This window comes from Promicromonospora panici, assembly GCF_900608595.1.
Classification (GTDB): domain Bacteria; phylum Actinomycetota; class Actinomycetes; order Actinomycetales; family Cellulomonadaceae; genus Promicromonospora; species Promicromonospora panici.
Map to the genome: position 1 here is coordinate 102,506 of NZ_UWYY01000008.1, position 23,963 is coordinate 126,468.

The 23,963-nt window shown below is 72.4% G+C and carries 21 protein-coding genes; 12 read left to right on the plus strand and 9 right to left on the minus strand.

The features are described 5' to 3' along the window. Positions 1-5 precede the first annotated feature (5 nt). Genes EW117_RS10880 through EW117_RS10890 form a run of 3 tightly spaced genes read right to left on the minus strand, consistent with a single transcriptional unit; the run spans position 6 to position 3,492 of the window. The gene (locus tag EW117_RS10880; protein ID WP_129786581.1) at positions 6-881 is read right to left on the minus strand and encodes an ABC transporter permease; all 876 of its coding nucleotides are present in this window, start codon (positions 879-881) and stop codon (positions 6-8) included. Then, entirely contained in the window at positions 878-1,831 is a 954-nt protein-coding gene (locus EW117_RS10885; RefSeq protein WP_129786583.1) for an ABC transporter permease, read from the minus strand. The genes EW117_RS10880 and EW117_RS10885 overlap by 4 nt, the downstream gene beginning before the upstream one ends. 2 nt (positions 1,832-1,833) lie before the next feature. Continuing rightward, positions 1,834-3,492: an ABC transporter substrate-binding protein gene (locus tag EW117_RS10890; protein ID WP_129786585.1), complete on the minus strand. Its 1,659-nt coding sequence runs from the start codon at positions 3,490-3,492 to the stop codon at positions 1,834-1,836. A 194-nt stretch (positions 3,493-3,686) separates the two neighbouring features. Here EW117_RS10890 and EW117_RS10895 point away from each other — a divergent pair, with 194 nt between their 5' ends. After that, positions 3,687-4,436: a DUF6081 family protein gene (locus EW117_RS10895; RefSeq protein ID WP_129786587.1), complete on the plus strand. Its 750-nt coding sequence runs from the start codon at positions 3,687-3,689 to the stop codon at positions 4,434-4,436. A gap of 74 nt (positions 4,437-4,510) precedes the next feature. Then, positions 4,511-5,830: an Nramp family divalent metal transporter gene (locus EW117_RS10900; protein WP_129786589.1), complete on the plus strand. Its 1,320-nt coding sequence runs from the start codon at positions 4,511-4,513 to the stop codon at positions 5,828-5,830. A gap of 81 nt (positions 5,831-5,911) precedes the next feature. Here the strand turns inward: EW117_RS10900 and EW117_RS10905 are convergent, their stop codons facing one another. After that, entirely contained in the window at positions 5,912-6,856 is a 945-nt protein-coding gene (locus tag EW117_RS10905) for an alpha/beta fold hydrolase (RefSeq protein WP_129786591.1), read from the minus strand. Between the two features lie 170 nt (positions 6,857-7,026). On the opposite strand from EW117_RS10905, the gene EW117_RS10910 reads away from it, so the two are divergent. The 4 genes from EW117_RS10910 (at position 7,027) to EW117_RS10925 (ending at position 11,882) form a co-directional block, all read left to right on the plus strand. Next, entirely contained in the window at positions 7,027-7,980 is a 954-nt protein-coding gene (locus EW117_RS10910) for a DMT family protein (RefSeq protein WP_129786593.1), read from the plus strand. Between the two features lie 97 nt (positions 7,981-8,077). Next, a complete protein-coding gene (locus EW117_RS10915; protein WP_165362646.1) occupies positions 8,078-9,295 on the plus strand; it encodes a glycosyltransferase in 1,218 nt (405 codons plus the stop codon). A 50-nt stretch (positions 9,296-9,345) separates the two neighbouring features. Further along, positions 9,346-10,617: a glycosyltransferase family 4 protein gene (locus EW117_RS10920; RefSeq protein ID WP_129786594.1), complete on the plus strand. Its 1,272-nt coding sequence runs from the start codon at positions 9,346-9,348 to the stop codon at positions 10,615-10,617. 80 nt (positions 10,618-10,697) lie between these two features. After that, on the plus strand, positions 10,698-11,882 hold the full coding sequence (locus EW117_RS10925; RefSeq protein WP_129786596.1) for an acyltransferase family protein: 1,185 nt from the start codon (positions 10,698-10,700) through the stop codon (positions 11,880-11,882). Here EW117_RS10925 and EW117_RS10930 read toward each other — a convergent pair. Together EW117_RS10930 and EW117_RS10935 are read right to left on the minus strand one after the other, a co-directional pair. Beyond that, positions 11,879-12,622, minus strand: coding sequence for a hypothetical protein (locus tag EW117_RS10930; protein ID WP_129786598.1), 744 nt, complete (start codon positions 12,620-12,622; stop codon positions 11,879-11,881). The two genes, EW117_RS10925 and EW117_RS10930, sit on opposite strands and share 4 nt — an antisense overlap. 129 nt (positions 12,623-12,751) lie before the next feature. Then, complete coding sequence (locus EW117_RS10935; RefSeq protein ID WP_129786600.1) at positions 12,752-13,579, minus strand: RDD family protein; 828 nt, start codon at positions 13,577-13,579, stop codon at positions 12,752-12,754. A gap of 68 nt (positions 13,580-13,647) precedes the next feature. On the opposite strand from EW117_RS10935, the gene EW117_RS10940 reads away from it, so the two are divergent. The 6 genes from EW117_RS10940 (at position 13,648) to EW117_RS10965 (ending at position 20,324) form a co-directional block, all read left to right on the plus strand. Further along, positions 13,648-14,637 carry a stage II sporulation protein M gene (locus EW117_RS10940; RefSeq protein WP_129786602.1) on the plus strand — a complete coding sequence of 330 codons (990 nt, stop codon included), beginning with the start codon at positions 13,648-13,650 and terminating at the stop codon, positions 14,635-14,637. A 110-nt stretch (positions 14,638-14,747) separates the two neighbouring features. Continuing rightward, complete coding sequence (locus EW117_RS10945) at positions 14,748-15,965, plus strand: hypothetical protein (protein ID WP_129786604.1); 1,218 nt, start codon at positions 14,748-14,750, stop codon at positions 15,963-15,965. 1 nt (position 15,966) lies between these two features. Beyond that, positions 15,967-16,590, plus strand: a complete 624-nt coding sequence (locus EW117_RS10950) for a DUF4129 domain-containing protein (protein ID WP_129786606.1) — start codon at positions 15,967-15,969, stop codon at positions 16,588-16,590. Next, entirely contained in the window at positions 16,587-17,873 is a 1,287-nt protein-coding gene (locus EW117_RS10955; RefSeq protein ID WP_129786608.1) for a DUF4350 domain-containing protein, read from the plus strand. The genes EW117_RS10950 and EW117_RS10955 overlap by 4 nt, the downstream gene beginning before the upstream one ends. Then, positions 17,870-18,964 carry an AAA family ATPase gene (locus tag EW117_RS10960; RefSeq protein ID WP_479725111.1) on the plus strand — a complete coding sequence of 365 codons (1,095 nt, stop codon included), beginning with the start codon at positions 17,870-17,872 and terminating at the stop codon, positions 18,962-18,964. Before EW117_RS10955 ends, EW117_RS10960 begins: the two co-directional genes overlap by 4 nt. A gap of 7 nt (positions 18,965-18,971) precedes the next feature. Then, positions 18,972-20,324, plus strand: a complete 1,353-nt coding sequence (locus EW117_RS10965) for a DUF58 domain-containing protein (RefSeq protein WP_129786610.1) — start codon at positions 18,972-18,974, stop codon at positions 20,322-20,324. 112 nt (positions 20,325-20,436) lie between these two features. On the opposite strand, the gene EW117_RS10970 is transcribed toward EW117_RS10965, so the two are convergent. From EW117_RS10970 to EW117_RS10980, 3 genes are all read right to left on the minus strand, one after another. Further along, a complete protein-coding gene (locus EW117_RS10970) occupies positions 20,437-21,615 on the minus strand; it encodes a trypsin-like serine peptidase (protein ID WP_129786612.1) in 1,179 nt (392 codons plus the stop codon). A 105-nt stretch (positions 21,616-21,720) separates the two neighbouring features. Further along, positions 21,721-22,404 (minus strand): response regulator, encoded by a 684-nt coding sequence (locus tag EW117_RS10975; RefSeq protein WP_129786614.1) that lies wholly within the window; start codon positions 22,402-22,404, stop codon positions 21,721-21,723. Then, entirely contained in the window at positions 22,401-23,795 is a 1,395-nt protein-coding gene (locus tag EW117_RS10980) for a sensor histidine kinase (RefSeq protein ID WP_242504222.1), read from the minus strand. Before EW117_RS10980 ends, EW117_RS10975 begins: the two co-directional genes overlap by 4 nt. Positions 23,796-23,963: the final 168 nt, after the last annotated feature.

Sequence of the window (23,963 nt, forward strand, 5' to 3'; positions counted from 1 at the left end):
GACACTCACTTACGGTCGGTGGTCGGGTCGAGGGCGTCCCGCAGGGCGTCCCCGAGGAGGTTGAAGCCGAGGCAGATCGCCACGATGGCGAGGCCCGGGAACAGCGCCGCGGTGGGTGCGCGGCCGAGGTACTGCTGCGCGTCCGCGAGCATGATGCCCAGGCTCGGGGTGGGCGGCTGGATGCCGAGCCCCAGGAACGAGAGCACCGCCTCGCCGAGCACTGCGGCCGGCATGATGACCGTAGCCTGCACGATGATCGCGGACAGGCAGTTGGGCAGGACGTGCTGCGCCAGGATCCGCGGTCCTGACGCGTCCATGGCGGTCGCGGCCAGCACGAACGGGCTCTCCTTGAGTCGCATCGTCTCGGCGCGCACCACCCGCACCATGGTCGGCACCTGCGCGACCCCGAGCGAGATAGCGGCGCCCGCGAGGCTGGGCCCGTTGATGGCGGCCAGCCCCACCGCGAGGATGAGGAACGGGAACGCCAGCGTGACGTCGGTCAGGCGGGAGACAGGCCCGTCGAGCCACCGCCACCAGCCGGCGGCCAGCCCGAGCGGTGTCCCGACGACGACCGCGAGCCCTACCGCGACCATCCCCACCATCAGCGAGGCCCGGATGCCGTACATCATGCGGGACAGGATGTCGCGGCCCAGGTCGTCGGTCCCGAGCGCGAAGCCGATGGTGCCGGGCAGCTGGAACGGCGCGTCGAAGTGCACCTGCGCAGGCCCGTACGGGGCCAGGACGGGGGCGAGGATCCCGCCGAGGAGCACGACGCCGAGCAGGACGCCGCCCGTGATCGCCTGCGGGGTGCGCAGCCGCGGCAGCAGGCGCCACGGCGCCGCGAAGCCGGGTGCGAGGTCGCCCCTCTCGATGACGGTCATGAGCGTCCTCCCACTCGGATACGCGGGTCGATGACGGAGTACAGGACGTCCACGGCCAGGTTGACCAGCACGTAGCCCACGGTGGTCAGCACCACCACGGCCTGGATGACCGGGTAGTCGCGCTGGAAGACGGCGTCGAGCGTGAGCTTGCCGAACCCAGGCAGGGCGAAGATCTGCTCGGTGACGACGGCGCCCGAGATGAGGCCGCCGAGCTGCAGCCCGGCGATCGTGACCACGACGATCAGGGAGTTGCGCAGCCCGTAGCGCAGCAGCACCCGGGTGCGACCCAGGCCCTTGGCCCGGGCCGTGCGTACGTAGTCGGTGCGCATGGTCTCGATCATGGAGGCCCGGGTCTGCCGCATGATGACGGCGGCCAGCCCGGTGCCCAGGATGAGCGCGGGCAGGGTCAGGTGCACCAGCCAGCCGACCGGGTCCTCGGTGATCGGCACGTACCCCGACGCCGGGAACAGGCCCAGCCCGATGCACAGGTACAGGATCGCGAGCATGCCGAGCCAGAAGTTCGGCACGGACAGGCTGGTCAGCGCCGCCGCGTTCGCCATCCACTCTGGCCAGCGCCCGCGGTAACGCTCGGCGACCAGGCCGAGCACCACCCCGGACACGACGGCGACGACGATCGCGTACAGCGACAGCCACAGCGTCACGGGCAGCGTGGCGCCGATCATGCTCGCGACCGACGCGCCGGTGCGCGTGGACTCGCCGAGGTCACCCGAGGCGACCTCGGCGAGGAACCGCCCGTACTGGACCCATACCGGCTGGTCCAGGCCGAGGTCGGCGCGGATCATGGCGAGCCGCTCCGGCGTGGCCTCCTCGCCCGCCATGGCGAGCGCGGGGTCGCCGGGCAGCATACGGACGCCCAGGAAGATCACCACCGAAGCCAGCAGGAGCGTGACGGCCGACTGACCGAGGCGGGCGAGGAGGTAACTACGCATTCTCAGCCTTCGCCTGCCTCGACGAACGCAGCGTGGCTCAGTCGCACGACGCCGTCTGCGTAGGTGGAGATGCCCGCGACCTCGTTGGTGTAGCCGGTGAGGCTGCGTGTCCGGTACAGGTAGATGATCGGGTTGTCCTCCTGGACCTGGCTGACCACCTGGCCGTACAGCTCGGCGCGCTCGGCCGGGTCGATGACGGTGGCGGCCTCGGTCAGCAGGTCGTCGACGTCGGGGTTGCTGTACCCGGAGTAGTTGTTCCCGGCGCCCGTGCTGAGGAAGTTGAACATGTTGCCGTGCGGGTCCACGCGGCCGGACCAGCCGAGCTGCAACAGGTCGAAGTCGCCCTGCTCCTGGACCTCCAGCAGCGACGAGTACTCGACGGGCGTGATCTCGACATCGAACCCGCCGTCGGCCACGGACGCCTGGACCGCCTGAGCGAGGCGCAGCGTGTCGGGGGTGTTTGTCACCTTCATCTCGATCTTGTACGGCGTCTCGACGCCGGCCTCCTCCAGGAGCGCTTCGGCGCCCTCCGGGTCGTACTCCGGGCAGGCCTCGCTGGCGTCGGTGCTGAACGTCGACGCGGGGGCGATCGGCGAGCAGGCCGGGTCGAACCGGTCGTTGAACACCGACTTCACGAGCTGTTCGCGGTCGACTGCCATCGACAGCGCCTGGCGGACGCGCGGGTCCGTGGCAATCGGGGTGTCGATCTTCCCGGGCGGGGCGCCGACGCCGTCGGTGTTGCCGACGTTGACCGTCATCGCCTGGTAGCCGAGGGACCCGACCTCCAGCAGGCCCACGCTCTCGTCGGCCTCCAGCTCAGCGAGGTCCTGGGTCGAGACGGTGTCGGCGACCTGGACGTCGCCGGAGCGCAAGTTCGCGGCGCGGATGCTGGCGTCGGTGATGATGCGGTAGGTGATCGAGTCCAGGTGCACGGTGTCGGCGTCGTAGTACAGGGGGTCGCGCTCGACGGTGATGGACGTCTGGGGCACGCGCTCCACGAACTTGAACGCGCCGACGCAGACGGGGTGCTCGCCGAACTCGTCGCCGGTCTTCTCGAGCTCGGTGGGCGACATGATCATGCCCGCGCGGTCGGCCAGCACGGCGGCGATCGGCGCGAACGGCGTCTCGTAGTCGATCTCGACCGTGTGCTCGTCGACCGCGGTCACCTCGGTGATCGGCCCCAGCTCGCTGCGCCGGGAGGAGTCCTCCTTGGTGAGGTGACGCTCGATCGACGTCTTCACGGCCTCGGCGTCGAACGGGGTGCCGTCCGCGAACTGCACGCCCTTCTTGAGCGGGAAGGTGACGGTGCGGCCGTCCTCGGAGACCTGGGGGAGCTCGGTCGCGAGCATCGGGACGATCTCGCCCGCGGCGTCGATGTCGTAGAGCTTCTCGCACATCGTCTCCATGACGTAGCGCGTGTAGAGCGACGACGAGGTGGTCGGGTCCAGCACGTCGGGCTCGGCCGACAGGGCCATGACGAGGTCGCCGCCCTCGCTGACGGTCTTGCCGTCGAGGCCGACGGACGTGACGTCGGCGGCGTCCTCGGCGGGTGCGGTGGCAGTCTGCACCTCCTGGCAGCCGGACAGCACGAGGGCCGCGGCGAGGAAGCCGGCGGCGGGGGCGAGTGTGCCGCGCAGCCGCGGCGGCGGGGGAGTGCGCATTGGAGAATCCAATCCGGGTCTGTCAGGGACGATTGCATACAATCACTTCTGTCTCAACATGGATGTATGCAATGTGTTGCGGTTCTGTTAAACCTCGTCCCTGCTGCACCTCCGTCATCCCGCGCGAGGCCGCGTCACATTTCCGTCTTCCCGCGAGTCACCCCTTCGAGAGCACGATCGAGGGGAGACGGATCATGACCATGGACAGCGCCACGACCCGCGACGGTTTCGTCGCGTACGACGAGCTCGAGGCCCCGGAGCTCGACGCCGCACTCTGGAGCCCGCTGCGCCTGCCGCAGCCGACGGGCGGCGTGCACGTACCGCTGGATCCCGCCGCGGAGGTGACGGTCGCCGGCGGCGAGCTGCGGCTGACGATCCCGCGCTTCTCCCTGTCGCACGACACGTGGCAGCCCGCCGACAGCGCGAAGTACGTCATGTCCTCGACCGGCGAGTTCGCGCTGCCGCCGGACGGGAGCGCGACCTTCGCCGTCGACCTCGCGATCGAGAACCTCGGCGGGGAACCCGGGGACTACCGGCGGGGCATGGCCGCCTTCCATGTCTTCGCGGTGGACGGCAGCCGCCCGGTGTTCGCCGTCTGCGGCACCTCCACCCGGGTGCTCGCGATGCACGAGCAGCTGGCGCCGTGGGGGTCCGCCGAGCCGTTCAACCACGTCGTCGAGTCGCCGTACCAGGACTTCGACGACGACTTCACGCGGCTGCGGGAGTGCACGGTCACGCTCGACCGGGGCGCGTCCACGGCGACGTGGCGCGTCGACGGCCGCGAGGTGTACCGGGCGCCCGGCGCCGTGATCCCCGAGCGCGTACGGCTCGGCATCGGGATCTGGACCATGCTCTCGCCCCGCGACGGCCGCAGCCGGTCGCTCGAAGGGCAGGGCATCAGCACCCGGTGGCGCCGGTTCCGGGTGCGCGGCGTCGAGGTGTGATCTCACGTTGCCGCGCGGCACGGCGCACGCGGCTGATCCTTTCGGGCGGGTGAATCCCTGGGTACAGTCACGCCATGGAAAAGGACAATGAGGTCACTTCGCAAGGATTGACCGAGGATCCACCCGCAGGTGACGGCGGGTACGAGGGATCACTCGAGAAGCCGCGCTGGAAGATCGTCGGTCCGGGCCTCATCGTCGCGGCGACCGGCATCGGTGCCGGCGACCTCGTCGCCACGATGGTCGCGGGCAGCACCTACGGGTACGCCCTGCTGTGGGCGGTGATCCTCGGCGTCGTCATCAAGATCGTGCTGGTCGAGGGCGCGGGCCGCTGGTCGCTCGCCACGGGCCGCACCATCTTCGACGGCTGGAAGTCGCTCGGCCTGTGGGCCGTGATCTACTTCGGCATCTACGTGGTGGTGTGGGGCTTCAGCTTCGGCGCCGCCGCGATGTCCGGCACCGGCCTCGCGCTGAACGGGCTGTTCCCGGGGATCGACGTGCGGTACTGGGCGATGATCGCAGGCGTCGCCGGCCTGCTGCTGGTCTGGTTCGGCAAGTACAAGCCGTTCGAGAACGTCATGGCCGTCCTCATCGGCGTCATGTTCGTGACGGTCGTGGGCTCGGCGCTGCTGACCACGCCCAACCTCGGCCAGATCGTGGCCGGCCTCGTGCCGATCATCCCCGACGGCGCGGTGCTGAACACGCTCGGCCTCGCGGGCGGCGTCGGCGGCACCATCACCCTGGCGGCCTACGGCTACTGGCTCGCCGAGAAGGGCTGGGACACGCCGCGGTGGATGCGCGTCATGCGGATCGACAACGCGTGGGCGTACGCCATGTCGGGCATCTTCGTGGTCTCCATGCTCGTCGTGGGTGCGGAGCTCCTGTACTCCGCGGGCATGGCGGTGGCCGACGGCGAGGAGGGGCTCATCGACCTCGCCGACGTGCTCTCCGAGCGTTACGGGGCGTTCATGGCGCCGCTGTTCCTCGTCGGGTTCTTCGCCGCGACGTTCTCGTCGGTGCTCGGCGTCTGGCACGGTGTGTCGCTCATGTTCGCGGACTTCGTCGCCACGATGCGCAACCTGCCCAGCGACGACCGCCGCCGCGGCGCGGGCGGCACCTACTACCGTGCCTACATCCTGTGGCTGACGTTCCCGCCGATGGCGCTGCTGTTCCTCGACAAGCCGATCCTGCTCGTCGTCATCTACGGCGCGCTGGGGTCGCTGTTCATGCCGTTCCTCGCGCTGACGCTGCTGATCCTGATGAACTCGAAGGCGGTGCCGCTGCGGTGGCGCAACCGGTGGTGGGTCAATGTGATCCTCGCCCTGGTGGCCGCGATGTTCCTGTTCCTGGGCGGCAACGAGCTGGTCAAGGCGGTGGCGCCACTCTTCGGCGGCTGACCCGCCTTGGCTGTGGGCGTGATCGTTGCGCCTGAAACGGGCGCGTAGACGCAACGATCACGCCCACAGCAAGAGGTTTGGTCAGGCCGCCGGCGTGGCCTCTGTGCTGCCGAGGAACGCGGCGAACTCGCGGGCCACCGCCCCCGGCGTCTCGTAGTGGGTCAGGTGCCCGACGCCGGGCACCAGCACGAGCCGGGCGTCATCGAACAGCGCAACCAGGTCCCGCTGGTCGGACGCCGGGGCGAGGTCGTCGCGGGCGCCGCCGACGAGCAGGCTGGGCACGTCGATGCCCGCTGCCCACTCCCGGACACTGCCCGTGATCGAGGCACGGAACGCCTCCAGCAGCGACCGCCGGGTCGCGAACCCGGCGAAGTACCGGTCGTGCTCCTCGTGGATCCAGCGGCGCATGGCCCGGTCCGGCGTGCGGACCATGGCGACGCTCGCGATGCGGGTCAGCGCGCCGTGCCGGAGCAGCGTGGTGCCGGCCGCCTCGGGCAGGGCACCGGCCAGGCTGTGCACGACGGCGGTGGCGCCGACCCCCATCCGACCGCGGCCCGACAGCGGGGGCCGCGGGATCGGGTTGATGAGCACGAGCGCCCGTGCGAGCGGAGCCGCGAACGTGGCCCCCGACATCGCGGCCGCCGCGACGACCGACCCGAACGAGTGGCCCGCCAGCGCCGCGGCTCCCTCCGGGGCCACCTCCCGGACGAGGTCGCGCGCCCAGGCGGCGTAACCAGGGACGTCATGCCGTTCCTCCGGCAGCGGCGGCGACGCTCCGAACCCCGGCAGGTCGGGCACGGTGATCCGGAGGTCGGGGCGGTCGCTGAGCAGGTGGGCCACTATTGGCTCGAGCCCGTGGTGATCACCGCGGAACCCGTGCAGCAGGACCAGCTGGTCCGCGGCGGCGTCGTCGGACCCGTATCGCCACAGGTGGGTGGTGCCGCCGCGCAGGGCGATCTCCGCGCGGGTCACGGGTGTGCCGGAGACCAGCGTCGTGTACGGCGAGGAAAGGGATTGGCGTGCCATCGCGGAGAGCCTAACCACTCAGAAGCGCGAAACAGGCGCCATGACCGGACCTTCCGGGAACTGCGGGACAAGGTGGGGGTGAACCCGACGAAAAGGTGGGGGGTGAACCCCAGATGAATAGGGGGAGACCCCTATGGTTGGTGAGTGCCGAGACAGTCAAGATGGAGCCCATGACGATCCTCGCCATCGGCCTGACGCTCATCGGAGCTGTGTGCTTCGCTGTGGCGTCGGTGCTGCAGCACCACGCCGTGACGACCACCGAACACCCGGATGAGACCGGCCGTGTCGGTGAGATCGGGCAGGCCGACGAGCCCGCCGGGACGCGCCCGCTGAGCGCGCGGCACCTCCTGGCGATCGTCCGGCGAAGGCGCTGGCTCCAGGGCGCGGGCCTCGCCGCGGTCGGGTCGGTAGTGAACGGCATCGCCCTGCTCATGGCCCCGCTACGGGTGGTGCAGCCGGTCGGCGTCCTCGCCGTTCCGCTCGCCGTGCTGCTGTCGGCGGCCAAGGCGCGGCGCAGGCCCTCCAACGGTGTGCTGCTCGGTGCGGCCCTGACCGTCGGTGGCGTCGCGGTGTTCGTCGTGGCGTCGGCCGGCTCGGCCACCACGCACACGCCGTCGGCCACGGCGACCCTTACGGCCGGACTGGTCGTCGCGGCGCTCGTCATGGTGCTCGCCGTCGCGGGGCTGGCCCGGCACGGCCGTGGACCGCTGCGCTGCCTCGCCCTGGCCAGTGCCGTGGCGACGGCGTACGGCCTGCTCTCCGCGCTCGTCCGGGTCGCCGCCCAGGCGGCCGCCGACACCGGGATCCTCTCGCCGCTCGTCCTGGGCTGTGCGGCCGGCGCGCTCGTTGCGTTCGCGGCCGGTGCCTGGCTCGTGCAGCATGCCTACCACGCGGGTGCGCCGGAGATCGTCATCGCCTGCCTGACCGTCGTGGACCCGATCGTGGCCGTGGTGCTCGGCGCCGTCCTGCTCGGCGAAGGCGCGACGACTCCCGTCGGCGCCTGGGTGCTGCTCGGCGCCGCGGCTCTCACCGCGACGGTCGGCGTCCTCACCCTTGCCCACCACCACCCCGACGCGGTGGCCGCCCGCGCCGAGCGCGAAGACGCCGTCGCGGTCGGTGCCTGACCGGGCGAGCTCCGCCGAGCCGCCGACCCGCCGAACCTGTATGCCCGAAGCCTGAACAAGACATTTGTCCAGAACCAGCCCCGCCCGGGGCGGAATCATGGGAGTCCCTACAGTGAACATGCTCCGGATCCTCGTCGCCGCCGACACGTTCGCCCCCGACGTCAACGGCGCCGCACGCTTCGCGGACCGTCTCTCCACCGGGCTGGCCGCGCGCGGTCACGACGTGCACGTCGTCGCGCCCTCGCCCACCGGGAGCGCCGGCACCGAGGTCCGTGACGGCGTCGTCGTGCACCGCATGGCGTCCCGCCGCCTGCCGGGGCTGGACGCCATGCGCGTCTCCCTGCCCTGGGACGCGTCGTCCGAGGTGAAGCGGGTGTTCGCGAGCGTGCGGCCCGACGTCGTCCACACCAACGGGCACATGCTGCTCGGCCGGGCGGTCGTGCATTCCGCGCTGCGGGCCGAGGTGCCGGTGGTCGCGACGAACCACCTCATGCCGGAGAACATCGTGGGCTACCTGCCGCTGTTCGGGCCGCTGCGGTCGGCGTTCGCCGAGTGGATGTACCGCGACCTCGGCCGTGTGTACTCCAAGGCGGACGCCGTCACCGCGCCGACCCCCCGCGCCGTCGACCTGATCAACCGTCGCGCGGGGCTGACCGCCGCGTTCCCGGTGTCCAACGGCATCGACGCCGCCGCGTACGAGCAGGCGCGGGCGGCCGTCGTCTCCCGCCGGGGCACGCCCGGCGGACCGGACACGCTGTACGAGCCGACGGTCCTGTTCGTCGGCAGGCTCGACCAGGAGAAGCGGGTCGACGAGCTGATCCGCGCGTTCGCCCGGATCTCACCCGACGTACCCGGCCGCCTCGAGGTCGTCGGCGACGGCGCCTGCCGCGGCACCTGGGAGGCGCTCGCGGTCAAGCTCGGTGTGGCCCAGCGGGTGCGGTTCCGCGGTCGCGTGTCCGACGACGAGCTCCTGGCCGCCTACGCGACCGCCGACCTGTTCTGCATGCCCGGGGTATCCGAGCTGCAGAGCATCGTGACTATGGAGGCGATGGCGGCGGGGCTCCCCGTCGTGGCCGCGGACGCGATGGCCCTGCCGCACCTGGTGCGGCCCGGCACCAACGGTGAGCTGTTCACGCCCGGCGACGTCGACGGCCTGGCCGGGCACCTCCGCACGCTGCTGACCGACGTGCCCCTGCGCGAGCGGTACGGCACCGCCGGGCGCGAGCTCATCGAGGCGCACACGATGGGCGCGACCCTCGGCATCTTCGAGGCGCTCTACGAGAAGGTGATGAGCGGGACCCCGGTCCCCGCGTGATCACCAGACTCCCCGCCTCGGGAGACCCGACCCCAGGAGAAACGCCCGTCATGCACCAGCCCGAGCCGGCGAACCCCACTGCCCGGCGCATCGCAGTGGTCTGCGACTACGCGCTGGACTACCTAGGCGGCGCGCAGACCGCCCTGATCGAACAGGTCGCGGCGCTGACCGCCGCCGGTGCCGACGTGGTCGTGGTCGCGCCGTCGCCCGGCCCGGCTGCGGCACAGGCCGGTCTCGGCGAGGGCGTGACCTACGTGCAGGTCCCCGCGCGGTGGGTGCTGCCCGGCCTGGAGCTGCCGGTGATCAGGAACTCAGCGCGGCTGCGGCGCCGGCTGGCGGCAGTCTTCACCGAGCACCGGACCGAGGTGGTCCAGCTCCACTCCGAGTTCGGCGTGGCCGCCGGCGCGACCAGCGTCGCGCGTGACCTGGGGCTGCCGGTGGTGCATACGGTGCACACGTTCTTCTGGCAGACGTCGCTCCGGCCCCAGCCGCTCATCGCCGCACTCGTCCGCGCCTTCCACCGCGGGATCACCGGCTGGCGCCCCATCCGGGCCGACCTGGCGGACCGAGCGGCGGACAGCGCGCTCCGCAACATGACCCTCGGTGTCGCCCGGCGGGCCGACCAGGTGGTCTCACCCTCGGCTCACCAGGCCGAGCGGCTGCGCGCCGCCGGGCTGGACCGGGTGGCGGTGGTGCCCAACACCGTCACGGCGTCCGGGCCCGCGGCGCAGGCGCTGGACCGGGTCGAGGACCCGATGCGGATCATCTGGATCGGCCGGTGCGAGCCGGAGAAGCGGATACTGCCCTTCGTCCGGGCGCTCGCCGCCGCGCAGCGCCGGCTCGGGCCGGGTCGGCTGCACGGCGTCGTCGTCGGCGACGGGAGCCAGCTCGCCGAGGCGAGCCGGATCGCGGGAGCCGGCGAGACCGACTTTCTGGGCCGGCAGGACCACGACCGGATCCCGGAGCTCCTCGCGGGGGCGCACCTGGTGGCGCTGACCTCGTACGGCTTCGACAACCAGCCGATGACCATCGTCGAGGCCGTCACCGCCGGGCGCGGCGTCCTCTACTGCGACCCTGCACTCAGAGAGGGTCTGGCCGGGCCTGGCATCCAGGTGCCCGTGGACGAGGCCGAGATCAGTGCCGCCCTGGTCGACCTCGTCGAACATCCCGGCCGGGTCGTGGCCGCCTCCCGGGCGACCGAGCAGGCCCGCGCCGAGTTCGCGCCGCAGACCCACGCGCGGCGAATGCTCGGCCTGTACGACGCCGCGATCGGGCGGATCCGGGCGGATCGGGTGCCGGAGCCCGACGCGATACCACGGTGATCCCTCGGCCGAGGCGCCAAAAGCCCAGTTGATGGGGTGAACTTTGACCGTTATAGATCCGTGATCTAGGGTCGGCGGCGATGACTCGCCCTGACATCTCGCCCACCGTGCCCGAGGCGACCCCTGCGTCAGCGGGCGATCGGGTCCGGAAGACCTCCGGTCGGCTCGTGGCGATGGACGGCCTGCGCTTCGCCGCCGCGGCGGCGGTGCTGCTCTACCACTTCACGGCGACCTCGACGGTGACCGGCTACTGGGGCACCGACCCCGTCGAGGCGTTCCCGCTGCTCAACGAGGTCACCCGGTATGGCTGGCTCGGCGTCGAGCTGTTCTTCATGATCTCGGGCTTCGTGATCCTGCTCAGCGCCGACGGCCGGGGGATCGCGGGGTTCGTCGCCTCCCGGGTGGGCCGCCTCTTCCCGGCGTACTGGGCGTGCATAGTGCTGACGGCGGGCCTGCAGCAGGTGTGGTCGGGCGGACGCCGGACGACCCTGACGGAGACCCTGCTCAATCTCACGATGGTGCAGGACCTGTTCCAGGTCACGGGCGTCCAGGTGGTGTTCTGGACCCTGCTGGTGGAGCTCAAGTTCTACCTGCTCGTCTTCGTGGTGCTTGCGTTCGGCCCGCTCACGCGCAACCGGGTCCTGGCCTTCGCCACGATCTGGCCGCTCGCCGGCTGGGCCGCCCAGATGCTCGGCGCCCACTGGCTCGCCGACCTGCTGGTGCCGAACTACGCGCCGTACTTCGCCGTCGGCATGCTGCTGTTCCTCGCCTACCGCGACGGGTTCGACGTCATCACGAGCACGCTGCTCGCCGGGGGACTGGTCCTGTGCGTCGTGCGGGTGCTGGAGGCGTCCGGCCGCGCGTCCGACCTGCAGGGCGTCCCGGTGGACCCGGTCATCGCGGCGATGATCATGCTGGCCAGCGTCGCCGCCGTCTGGGCGACGACGCTGCGGGGCAGGTCCGCCCCGCCCCGGCGGGTGGCGGCGGTGCTCGGCACGGTCGGCGCCCTGACCTATCCCGTGTACCTGGTGCACACGCAGTTCGGGTACGCCGTGATCGACCTGCTGGCTCACGAGACCACCCGCACCGTCGCGCTCTTCGCCGCGGGCGCGCTGAGCCTGGGCCTCGCGGTGGCGATCCACTACGGCGTCGAGCGACCGACGTCGGCCCGGCTGCGCCGGGCGGTGCAGGCCGGGCTGCTGCGCTGCTCGGACGCGCTGCGCTCGCGCGGGCTGATGCGCGTGTGGGACCAGGTCAGGACCTAAGCCTGCTTACACGCCTCGGACCGACCTGGTTCCTGCTTCTCGCTTCCCTCGGTGCGATCCAACCGCGGCAGGTCACCGGGCGACAGGCCGATCTCGCGCAGCGACTGCTCGAGGTCCAGCGCCGGGTAGTCCTTGAGGACCAGGACCCGAACCTTGTACTCGACGGCGACACCCGCGCGATCGGTGCCGTCGTCGAACCACAGCTCGTCCCGGTCGTTGTCGTGCCCGTAGTAGGTCTGGACCGTCACCCGTTCGATCCGGACGCCGTGCTCGACGCGGGGCACCGACCAGAGCGGTTCCTTCGCACTGTGGACCCAGACCTCGGCCCGGTCGGGGAGTACCGCGAGGACCACCTGCATGTCGCTCTCCCACTCCTTGCGCCAGCTGCGCGGCAGCACCCCGCGCGCGTCCGCCCGCCCGTACATCCCCTGGCCGGCGTAGCCGGGGACGAGCACCGCTCCGGGATGACGCCGCGCCGCGGCGGCCATGGTCCGACGCCGCCGCCACCGGATGCGGCGGCCAGTACCGACCGCGAAGAGCAGTCCCACGCCGACCCACCACAGCACGAAGACGCCGACCGTGCCGCCGAGCGCGAGCAGGTAGTTCAGCACGGAGACCGGCGCGTCGGAGCCCAGCAGGAAGATGAGTGCCATCCCCCCGAAGAGGAGGACTGCTCCGATGAGCCCCTCGTACTCCCGCCACAGCTTCCGCGGCCACTCGCTGCCGCGCTGATCCGGCATCGTCGTCACCCCCAGGCTGTCCGCGCGGGGCAAGCGTGACCCGGGCCCGCCGGGAGGGGTCCCCGGACGTGTCAGACGCTCAGGTCCCCCGGGGGACCTGAGCGTCTGACACGTCGCAGTGCCGGGGGATCAGCGCGGCGGGTCCGCTACCGCGAACGGGAGGCGGTGCAGCAGCTCGGCCTGCTCCTCGGCCCGCTTGCGCTCCCGCTGGCCGGCACCCAGCTCCCGCTCGCGGCGCTCGGCGAGGACGGCGTGCAGGAACGCCTCGGGGTGCGTGCCGGGCGGCGGTCCCGGAGCGACGTAGGGCTCGATGCGCCCGGCGAGGTCGTCGGCGAGGCGCGCCCGGGACTCCGGAGCGAGGCGCGCGGCGCGGCCCAGGAACTGCCGCGCGGCCAGAGCCAGCCCGTCCGGCAGGCGCCGCATGTCGGCGGTGTGCGCCCACGAGGCCAGGGCCTGCGGCATCACCACCGGGGCCGACGGCGGCTTGCCACCCCGCACGCGTACCGCGTACGTGCCCGCCGCGATGTCGCCGAGGCGCTTGCCCTTGGCGTTGGCCAGCGACGCGATCGCCGCGATGCCGCCGAACGTGAGCCACAGCTCGATCACCCCGACCAGCGCCCGGACCAGCGCGTGCCGGAACCGGACCGGGCCGCCGTCGTCGCGCACCACGCGGATGCCGCAGGCGAGCTTGCCGACGGACCGGCCGCGCGAGAGCGTCTCGATCGTGACGGGTACGCCCACCATGACCACGACGGTCGCGACGATGTAGACCACGAGCGCGATGTCCTCACCCAGGGCGGCGTTCTCGAAGAACCAGATACCACCCACGACCAGCGCCGTCAGGATGACTGCGCCGATGATCAGGAAGTCCAGCATGGCGCCCATGGCGCGCGTGATGAACGACGCCGGGCGAGCGTCCAGCACCACGCCCTCGCCGATGACTATGCCGTCCTGCACGGTTCCTCCGGTCGGGGTGTGGGGCCTTGGGGGGGCACGCGGTAACTCCTGTGCGGCAGACTACCGCCGTGGACATCGACGCCTTCACCGCCGTGCACGCCGCAGAGTGGGACCGCCTCAAGGAGCTCTCGTCCCGGCGTCGTCTGGACGGCGCCGAGTCCGACGAGCTGGTGCGTCTCTACCAGTCGGTGGCCACCCACCTGTCGACGGTCCGGTCGGCCGCACCGGACCCGGCACTGGTCACTCGGCTGTCCGACGTCCTGAACCGTGCGCGCACCCGCATCGCCGGCACGCACGAGCCCGCCTGGCGCGAGGTCGTGCGGTTCGCCGTCGTGTCGCTGCCCGCCGCGTTCTACCGGATCCGGTGGTGGTCGCACGCGGTGACGGCGGCTTGCCTGCTCGTGGCGGTCGTCGCCGGCATCTACATCGCGTCCGACGTCGACGCGATGAACTCGATGATGACGCCGTCCGCGCAGGAGGAATACGTGAACGAGGCGTTCGCGTCCTACTACGACCCGGGCATCGGGTTCGCCGCGGTCGTGTGGACCAACAACGCGTGGATCGCCGCACAGGCCGTCGGCGGCGGGATCACCGGCTTCTTCCCCCTCATGGTGCTCTGGCAGAACGCGGTGCAGATCGGGGCCACCGGCGGCATGATGGCCGCCCACGGCGAGCTCGACCTGTTCCTCACGCTCATCGCGCCGCACGGCCTGCTCGAGCTGACGTGCATCTTCGTCGCGGGAGCAGCAGGCCTCCGGCTCTTCTGGACCCTCATCGACCCGGGCCACCGCAAGCGCTCGGTGGCCATGGCCGCCGAGGGCCGCTCCCTGATCACCACGGTCATCGGGCTTGCGGTGGCGCTCGGCGTCTCCGGCCTCGTGGAAGGCTTCGTCACGGGGTCGGAGATGTACTGGTGGCTCAAGATAGTGATCGGCGCGATAGTGCTGGCCGGCTTCTGGACCTACGTGTACGTCCTGGGCCGCCGGGCCGTCCGGGCCGGCGCCACGGGCGACCTCGCCGAGCACGAGGCCGGAGCCACCCTGGTCACGGCTGGGTGACGGTTGCGCGCAGCCAGAGTGTGCCGCGCCGTTTTCGCGGCTCGCTGTCAGCCTCCCGTACTAGGGTTGCGGCGCAGGCACGACTTGAGACGACATCCGGAGCACGCCCCATGACGACGCCCGAGAGCGCACCCGACCAGCCGGCGCAGCCGACGCCCCCGCAGCCCGGAGGGTCCCAGCCCGCCGGCTGGGGCGAGCCGCCGCGGTACGGGCAGTACGCGCCCGGGTATGACCCGGCGGCGCCGCCCGCGCAGCCGGCACCCGGCCAGCCGCAGTACGGCGCACCTTCGGGCGGCCCGGCGGGCGGGCAGTACGGCCAGAGCCAGTACGGGCAGTACTCCCCGTACTCCTCGCAGGTACCCGGCTACCGGCCCCCGGCCGACAAGCCGGGCATCGTCCCGCTGCGCCCGCTCACCCTCGGTGAGCTGTACGACGGCGCGTTCGGCGCCGTCCGGCACAACCCGGGCGTGACCCTGGGCCTGACGGCGCTCATCGTGGTCGCAGCCGTCGCGGTCGGCACCCTGATCAGCATCCCCCTCACCACGCTGTTCACCGACCTGTTCGGCAGCCTGTTCGCCGAGATCGGCGACGACGCCTCGCTCGAAGGGCTCGGCTTCACGCAGGACATGCTGGGCGTGACCTACGGGTCGGCGCTCGGCACCGGCATGCTGCTCACGCTCGCCACACCGCTCGCGATGGGCGTCATGGCCATCTCTGTCAGCGACTCGGTCATCGGCCGCAAGATCTCGGTGTCCGACGCCTGGGCCCGCGTCGGCAAGCGCTGGTGGTTCCTGATCGGCTTCTCGCTCCTGAGCACCCTCGTCGTGCTCGTGGCCTACCTGCTCGTCGCGGGGATCGTCGCGGCCCTGGTCATCTGGGTGGACCCGGCCGCCGGCGCGATCACCGGGCTGGTCCTGTTCCTCGCGCTCGTGGTGGCGGCAGTGTGGGCGTTCACCCGCGTCGCCCTGATCCCGCCGGCACTCGCCGTCGAGGGCGGCGGCTTCTGGGCCACGTGCAGGCGCGCCTGGAAGCTGACGCACGGCACGTTCTGGCGGGTGCTGGGCATCTACCTGCTCACCTCGATCATCCTCGGCGTCATCGGCCAGATCGTCGCCGTGCCGGTGAGCCTGCTCATGAGCCTGTTCATGGTGATGGAGAGCGGCGTGGGCCTCGCGATCAGCTACGGGGTCACCTACGTCATCACCGGCGGCATGAGCGTGCTCTTCCTCGGTGGTGTCATCGCCCTGCTCTACATCGACACCCGGATGCGACGCGAGGGACTGGACGTGCAGCTGCAGGCCGCGGCCGCAGCCACGGCGGACAAGTGACATGAGGGCCGATCTGCCCGTCGTCCCCGACCGGGACACCGCGCGCGAATGGCTCGGCAGCGAGCTGCAGAAGCCCGAGTACGCGGAGCGCGAGTCGCTGCTCACGCGCCTGATCAACTGGGTGCGGGACTGGCTGAACGGCATCGAGTGGCCCGACGCATCGATGTCCGGCCCGCAGCTCGGCCTCACCATCGCCGTGATCGCCGTGGTGGTCCTCGCGATCGCCTGGCTGGTCGCCGGCCCGGTCCGGCTCGGGCGCGAGCGCACGGGATCCTCCGAGGTCCTCGACGCCGACGACGCCCGCACCGCCGCGAAGATGCGTGCGGCGGCTGACCAGGCCGCTGCCGCCGGGGACTGGCGGACCGCGACCATCGAGCGCTTCCGCGCCGTCGTCCGCTCAATGGAGGAACGCGTGATCATCGAGCCGCGCCCCGGCCGCACGGCGCAGGAGGCCGCGGCCGACGCGGGCGAGCGCCTCGTGGCCCAGGCCGCCGGCCTGCACTCGGGGGCCGACCTGTTCGACGGCGTCGAGTACGGCGACCGGGTAGCCACTGCCCAGGACGACGCCGCCTTGCGTGCGCTCGACGCCGAGGTCGCCGCCGCCCGGCCCGAGGTCTCCGCATGACGGCACAGCCGCCCGCTGCCCCGGCGCCGCCCGCCCCGACACCGCCCGCCGCGGTCTCGGTGGCGGCTGGCCCGATCGACGAGCCGCCGGTGATCGTCGGCGACGACACCACCGGCCGGACGCGCGCCGCGAGCACCTGGCGCCGGATGCGCTGGCCGTTCCTGGTGTTCGTCGTTATCGCCCTCTTCGTCCTGTTCCTCGCGGTGGTGCGCCCGCCGACGTCGGCCGACCCGTACGCCCCGGACAACCCGGAGCCGGGCGGGGGCATGGCCGTGGCCGAGGTGCTGAAGGACCAGGGCGTGCGTGTCACGCACGTGACCTCCGTGGCCGACGCCGTGGCGGCCGCAGGCCCGGGCAGCACGCTCCTGGTCACGCCCAACCCGGCGTTCTTCGCCGACGACCAGATCTCGTCGCTGAACCGCACGGGCGCCGATCTCGTGGTGCTCCAGCCCGACTTCGGCCTGGTCGCGGGCGTGAGCCGCAATACCGTCGACTCGACGTACGGCGTGGCGGAAGGCCCGGTCGAGCCGCAGTGCGACGACCCGGCGGCCCGGGCGGCCGGCGCCGTCAGCCTGGCTCCCGGCCTGTACGACACGTCCACCGGCTCCGACGCCGTCCGCCCGGTGCTGTGCTGGCCCGACGGCTCGGGGAACTTCGCTTATGCACGCCTGGACTTCCCGAACCGCTCGGTGACGATGGTCAACGACCCGGGGGTGCTCCGTAACGGCTCGGTCCTGGAGGACGGCAACGCGGCGCTCGCGCTGTGGATGCTGGGCCAGAACGAAGACCTGGTCTGGCTGGTGCCGAACCCGATGGACGTCTCCACCGGCGACGACCAGCCCACGCCCGCCGAGCGCGGCCAGGTGAACGAGCTGATGCCGCCGGGTTCCGCCCCGGTCGCTCTGGTGGCCGTGCTCGCCGCCGTGCTGCTTGCGCTGTGGCGGGTGCGCCGCATGGGGCCGCTGGTCGTCGAGGACCTGCCGATCCTCGTCCGGTCGGCCGAGGCCACCCGGGGGCGCGCCCGCCTGTACCGGGCGGCCCGCGCACGAGGGCACGCGGCCGCGGGCCTGCGCGCGTCGGCCGCCGACCGGATCGCCTCCCGCCTCGGGCTGGCCCGCTCGTCCGATGCCAATACCGTGGTCGATGCCGTAGTGGCCGCAACCAACCGCCCGTCGCAGCAGGTGGCAGACCTGCTCTACGGCCCACCCCCCGCTGACGACGCCGCGCTCGCCGAGCTCGCGCGCCGACTCGACATCCTGGAGAGCGAGGTCCACCGACCGTGACCGAACCAGCCTTCCCGAACCAGCCCGCGCCGCAGCCCGCCGCGGAGACTCCCGCCGCGCCGCGGCCCGCCGAGCAGACGCCGGCTCCCCAGCCCGTGCAGACGCCGGTAGTGCAGGCAGCGCCCGAACCCGCGGCGCCGTCGCACGAGCTGCGCTCCGCCCTGGCAGCGGTCCGTACGGAGGTGGGCAAGGCCGTCGTCGGGCAGGACGCGGCGGTGACGAGCCTGCTCATCGCCCTGCTGTGCCAGGGGCACGTGCTCCTGGAGGGCGTGCCGGGTGTCGCGAAGACCCTCCTGGTCCGCACCCTGGCGGCGGCCCTGCGGCTGGACACCAAGCGCGTCCAGTTCACACCCGACCTCATGCCGGGCGACGTGACGGGCTCGCTCGTCTACGACGCGCGCACCGCCGAGTTCTCGTTCCGCGAGGGTCCCGTGTTCACCAACCTCGTGCTGGCGGACGAGATCAACCGCACGCCCCCCAAGACCCAGGCGTCGCTGCTCGAGGCGATGGAGGAGCGGCAGGTGTCGGTGGACGGCACGCCTCGTCCGCTGCCCGACCCGTTCCTGGTGATCGCCACCCAGAACCCGGTCGAGTACGAGGGCACCTACTCGCTGCCCGAGGCCCAGCTCGACCGGTTCCTGCTCAAGCTCGTGCTGCCGCTGCCCGAGCGGGACCAGGAGGTGGAGGTGCTGGCCCGGCACGCCGCCGGCTTCGACCCGCGCAACCTGGCAGCGGCCGGCGTGACCCCCGTGGCCGACGCCGGGATTCTCGAGCGGGCGCGCGCCGAGGTGGCTCGCGTCCAGGTGTCGCGCGAGGTGCTCGGGTACGCCGTGGACGTCTGCCGCGCCACCCGCTTCTCGCCGTCGCTCTCGCTCGGCGTCTCGCCGCGTGGCGCCACCGCGCTCCTACGCACGGCGCGGGCCTGGGCGTGGCTGTCCGGACGGTCGTTCGTGACGCCCGACGACATCAAGGCGCTCGCCCACCCGACGCTGCGGCACCGCGTGCAGCTGCGCGCGGAGGCCGAGCTCGAGGGCGTCACCGCCGAGGGCGTGCTGGACACGGTGCTGGCCTCCGTGCCCGTGCCGCGCTGAGGCCCGCATGGTCGTGACGTGGCGGGCCGCCGCCCTGATGGGGCTCGGTGTGGTGCCCGTGCTGCTGCTGCCGGCGAACGGAACGGTGCTGGTGTGGGCGACTGTGGTGGTCGTGGCGTGCGTCGTCGACATCGTGCTGGCCGCGTCGCCGCGGCGCGTGGCGGTGCAGCGGCTGGTGCCGGCCTCGGTGCGGCTGCGCTCCGAGGCCACCAGCGAGCTGGTGGTCCGCAACGCCTCCGGACGGCGGCTGCGCGCGGTGGTCCGGGACGCGTGGGGGCCGTCGGCCGGAGCAGGTCCGGGGCGGGGGCGCAGCGAGCGCGTGCGGCCGGCGCCCGGCGGGGCGGGGCGTCATCTCGTGAACCTGCCGGACGGCGAGGCCGCGCGCCTGCCCACGACGCTCGTGCCGACGCGGCGCGGTGACCGGACGGCGGGCGGGGTGACGATCCGCAGCCTCGGCCCGCTGGGCCTGGCGGGCCGCCAGGTGACACTGCCGGTGCCCGGCCGCCTGCGGGTGCTTCCGGAGTTCGCGAGCCGCAAGCACCTGCCCTCACGGCTGGCCCGGCTGCGGGAGATGGACGGCCGCGCGGCGGTGCAGATCCGCGGCGAGGGCACGGAGTTCGACTCGCTGCGGGAGTACGTGGTGGGCGACGACGTCCGCTCGATCGACTGGCGCGCCACCGCCCGGCGCCGCGAGGTGGTGGTGCGTACCTGGCGCCCCGAGCGCGACCGGCGGGTGCTCATCGTGCTGGACACCGGGCGCACGTCCGCCGCTCGGGTAGGCGCCGCGGACTCGACGGGCGCACCCCGGCTGGACGCCAGCATCGAGGCCGCGCTGCTGCTCGCGGCCCTGGCCGGGCATGCGGGCGACCGGGTGGAGCTCGTGGCCTTCGACCGCACCGTGCGCTCCCGTGTGGTCGGCGCGGCCGGGCCCAGGCTCATGCCCGCGATGGCGGAGTCCCTGGCGACCGTCGACCCGGTGCTCCTGGAGACGGACTGGCCCGGTGTGGTGACGCAGGTGCGCACCCGGATGACGCAGCGCGCCCTCGTGGTGCTGCTCACCACTCTCGACCCGGCTGCGGTGGAGAACGGCCTCCTGCCCGTGGTGGACCAGCTCGCCCGCGACCACACCGTCGTCGTCGCCTCCGTCGCGGACGAGGAGGTGGCCGGCCTGCGCGCCGGCCGCGAGACCGTGGCCGAGGTGTACGACGCCGCAGCGGCTGCACGCGGCGACCTGGAGCGCACGGCGGTCACCACTATGCTGCGCCGCTACGGGGCCGACGTCGTCGAGGCGCTGCCGGACGACCTGGCGCCCCGCCTGGCGGACGAGTACCTGGCCCTGAAGGCGGCGGGCCGCCTCTGACGGGAGCGGCCGCGCCTGGATCTGCCGAACTAGTCATCTGGCGAGGTGGTCACGTACGCGACTACCTCGCCAGATGACTACCTCGGCAAGACCGGGCCTCGCGTCAGGTGGCTCAGTTGTTGGTCTGTACCGCGAGCCGGCGGACCGCGCTGTCGAAGTGCGGCGACCCTATGGACCGGTTCTTCGGGGTCCCGTACGAGGTGACGCCCCGGACGTATCCCAGCCGGGTGGTGTTGCTGTAGTGCCACACCCACGGGCCGCCGGAGGAGCCCTCGCCGAAGTTGCACCCGCTGATCAGCGAGGTGCGTGGCGCGACGCCGCTCTTGCGGGTCCAGCCCTGGCAGCCCCACATCACGCGACCGTTGTCCAGGTTGTGCGGATAGCCGAACGTCGTCGTCGGCCAGGCGTAGTACTTGTCGGTCTTCAGCCCGTTGCCGCCGACCGCGCTGACCACGCGCTGGCCCTGCCCGTTCGCGAACGTCGTGATCATCCCGACGTCGCGGGACCAGCCCTGGTTCGTGCCGCCCTTCTCGATCCAGGTCCGGAAGGTGTGCAGCGTGCGGGCCTGGAACCTCCCGTACGGCGACTTGTTCTCCGCCTCGCCGTTGAACTTCGGCACGAAGACCAGGTTGCTGTGCCAGCTACCACCCCGCCCGCTGTGCACGCAGTGCCCGGCGGTGATGACCACCCGCTTGGACCTGGTGTTGAGCGCCGAGGCCGAGCAGTAGCTCCCGCTCCCGTAGCCGCCGATGAAGAGCTTGCCGGTGCTGATCGGCCACCGGTTGATCGCGTTGGTGCTCGCGCCGCCGGTGTCCTCGGGCTCCGCCGGGTGGGTGACGATCGTGCCGCCATCGGTGGAGCTGCCGGCCGGGGCGCTCCGCAGGGTGCTCGCCTGGCCCGCCGTCGTGCCCGGAGCCGGAGTTAGGTCTGCCGCGAGGTCCTGCGCCATCTTCTTCACGAGCGCGGGATCCCCCGGAGCATCGAGCGGCTTGGCCGCGGCCATCCGCTCCGGCGTCCAGTACGCCAGCACGGCAGGGTCTCCACCCTCCGCGTCGACCCGCTGCATCTCGTTCGTCGAGTACTTGCGGGATGAGGTGCCGTTCGGCCTCAGTACCGGCGCGACGGTCGAGACGATCTCGGCGTCGGCGGCCGCGGCCGCTGCCGTGGACGCGGCTGGCACGGCCGACCTGCCGGTGTCGCCCGCGCCCCAGGCCGGGATGCAGGTCACCGTGGCTGTGGCGGCCACGGCGGCCGCCATCGCCACGAGGCGCAACCTCTGAGTTCTGCCCACTTGATCTCCCTGTCAGCCTTGACCGGTTTATCCGATCTGATAGCAATCTGGGAGATCGTAGTAAAGATCGGCCGGGAGGGGTCCCGGTTTACGGCCGACCGGCGATCACGCCCCGAGGTGGCGCAGCACCGCCAGGACGCGGCGGTGGTCCGCGGCGTCCTGCGGCAGGTCGAGCTTGGTGAAGATGGCCGCCACGTTCTTCTCGACGGCCCCGTACGACAGGTGCAGCAGCTCCGCGATCGCCCCGTTCGACCGGCCCTGGGCCATCAGGCCCAGCACCTCGCGCTCCCGGGCCGACAGGCGCTCCAGGGCGTCGTCCTGCCGGGCGGAGCCCATGAGCTGCGAGACCACCTCGGGGTCCAGCACCGTCGCGCCGCGCGACACGCGCCCGAGGGCGTCGACGAAGTCCCGCACGTCGGCCACCCGGTCCTTGAGCAGATAGCCGACGCCGCGCGCGTCGCCGGCCAGCAGGCGGCTCGCGTACCGCGTCTCCACGTACTGCGAGAAGAGCAGCACGGGCAGGTCCGGGTGTCGCGACCGCAGGCTCAGCACCGCCCGCAGTCCCTCGTCGGTGAAGGTGGGTGGCATGCGGATGTCCGCGACGACGACGTCGGGCAGCGACTCCTCTCGCACGAGGCGGGCGACCTCGTGCTCGAGGGCCACGCCGTCCCCGACGGCGGTCACGGTGTGCCCGCGCCGCGTCAGGAGGGCGGCGAGGCCGTCCCGGAGGATCGCCGAGTCCTCGGCGAGCAGTACGCGCAGGTTCGACGGATCGTTCGGCCCGGTCATGGGCGGCCCGACAGACTGGTGGTCGGCAGGATCACGGTCACCACCGTAGGCCCACCGGCGGGGCTGGACAGGTCGAACGTGCCGTCGACGGAGCGGACGCGCTCGGCCAGGCCGGCCAGGCCGGAGCGCAGGCCCGAGCCGTCGGGCGGCACGACCCGGGCGCCACCGCGGCCGTCGTCGCGCACCCGGATCCGGACGGTGCCGCTCGCGCGGGCGCCCTCCAGGGGCTCGACGAGGACCCAGACGCCCGTCGCCCGGGCGTGCTTGGCCGCGTTGGTGACCAGCTCGGCGACCGTGAAGTACGCGATCGACTCGAGGGCCGGGGCCAGGCGGCCGCCCGCCTCCACCGCAGGGTCGACGTCCACGGTGACCGGCAGAGCCGACCGCGCGGCGAGGGTCTCCAGCGCGACGGTGAGCCCGCTGTCGAGGGCCGGCGGGTGGATGCCGCGGGCCAGCTCGCGCAGCTCCGTGAGAGCGTCCTTGGTCGAGGTGTGGGCGGTGTCGAGGAGCTCGGCCGCCTGGGCCACGTCGCCGCCGTCGGCCAGGTGCTCGCGCGCCTCTCCGAGCTGCATGGCGACGGCGACCAGGCGGGCCTGCGTACCGTCGTGCAGGTCCCGCTCGATGCTGCGCAGGCGGGCGTCGGCGTCGTCCACCGCGCCGGTGCGGGAGCGCTCCAGCTCGGCCACGCGCAGGCTCGCCCGGGTGGGACTCAGCAGGGCGACCGTCAGTACCCGGAACAGCAGCGTGAACATCCGCAGTATCCACGGCCAGCAGAAGAACACCAGCAGGCCGGCCAGCGCGGCCAGCGCGATGCGCGGGGGCGTGTCCACGTAGTACGACGGGCCGAACTGCGCGCCGACGTGCATCTCGCCGTCGGTCCCCAGCTGCGGCGGAAGGAACCGGTACCAGATCCCGTAGGTGATGGCGCCCAGCCCGACCACGAGGAACACGACGCTCGTGACGAAGGACAGCAGGGTCAGCGGGAACGTGACGAACATGAAGAGCAGCGCACGCCACGCCGTGGCGTCGCCGAGCAGGGAGCCGAGCGTGCGCCAGAACCCGCGCGGCCGGGTGTACGGGGCGGGGACCGCCACATCGACGTCGAGCAGGCTGCGGGCGAGGCCGCGGTAGCTGCTGCCCCAGCCGCGCGCGCCGAGCAGGACGGTGCCGGACACGAACAGCCCGACCACCGTGACGGCGACGACGGCCGTGAGGCTCACGGTGAAGACCGCGTAGGCGAAGGCGAACGGGGCGAGCAGGAGCATGAGGGCCAGGTAGCCCTGCTCCCGCCACGTGCGGCTCGCGAACGGGGCGGTGAGGAAGTTCGGGTGGGCCGTAGGGCCCCGTGCGGCGGGGCCGGCCGCGCGCGGCTCGACGGTCATGGTTGTCATGCTGCCAGGTTCGCCCCTCGCGCGCGGGGCGCGACAGGGTGCCGGCCGCCCTCTTGAACGGGGGTTTTCCCCCGCCCGGCGGTCCGGTCTCCGGGAGCACGGCGGCGGGGCGCGACGGGGTGAAGAAGCCGCGGCGCGGCCGGTTGAGCCGGGTTTAGTGGACCAGCC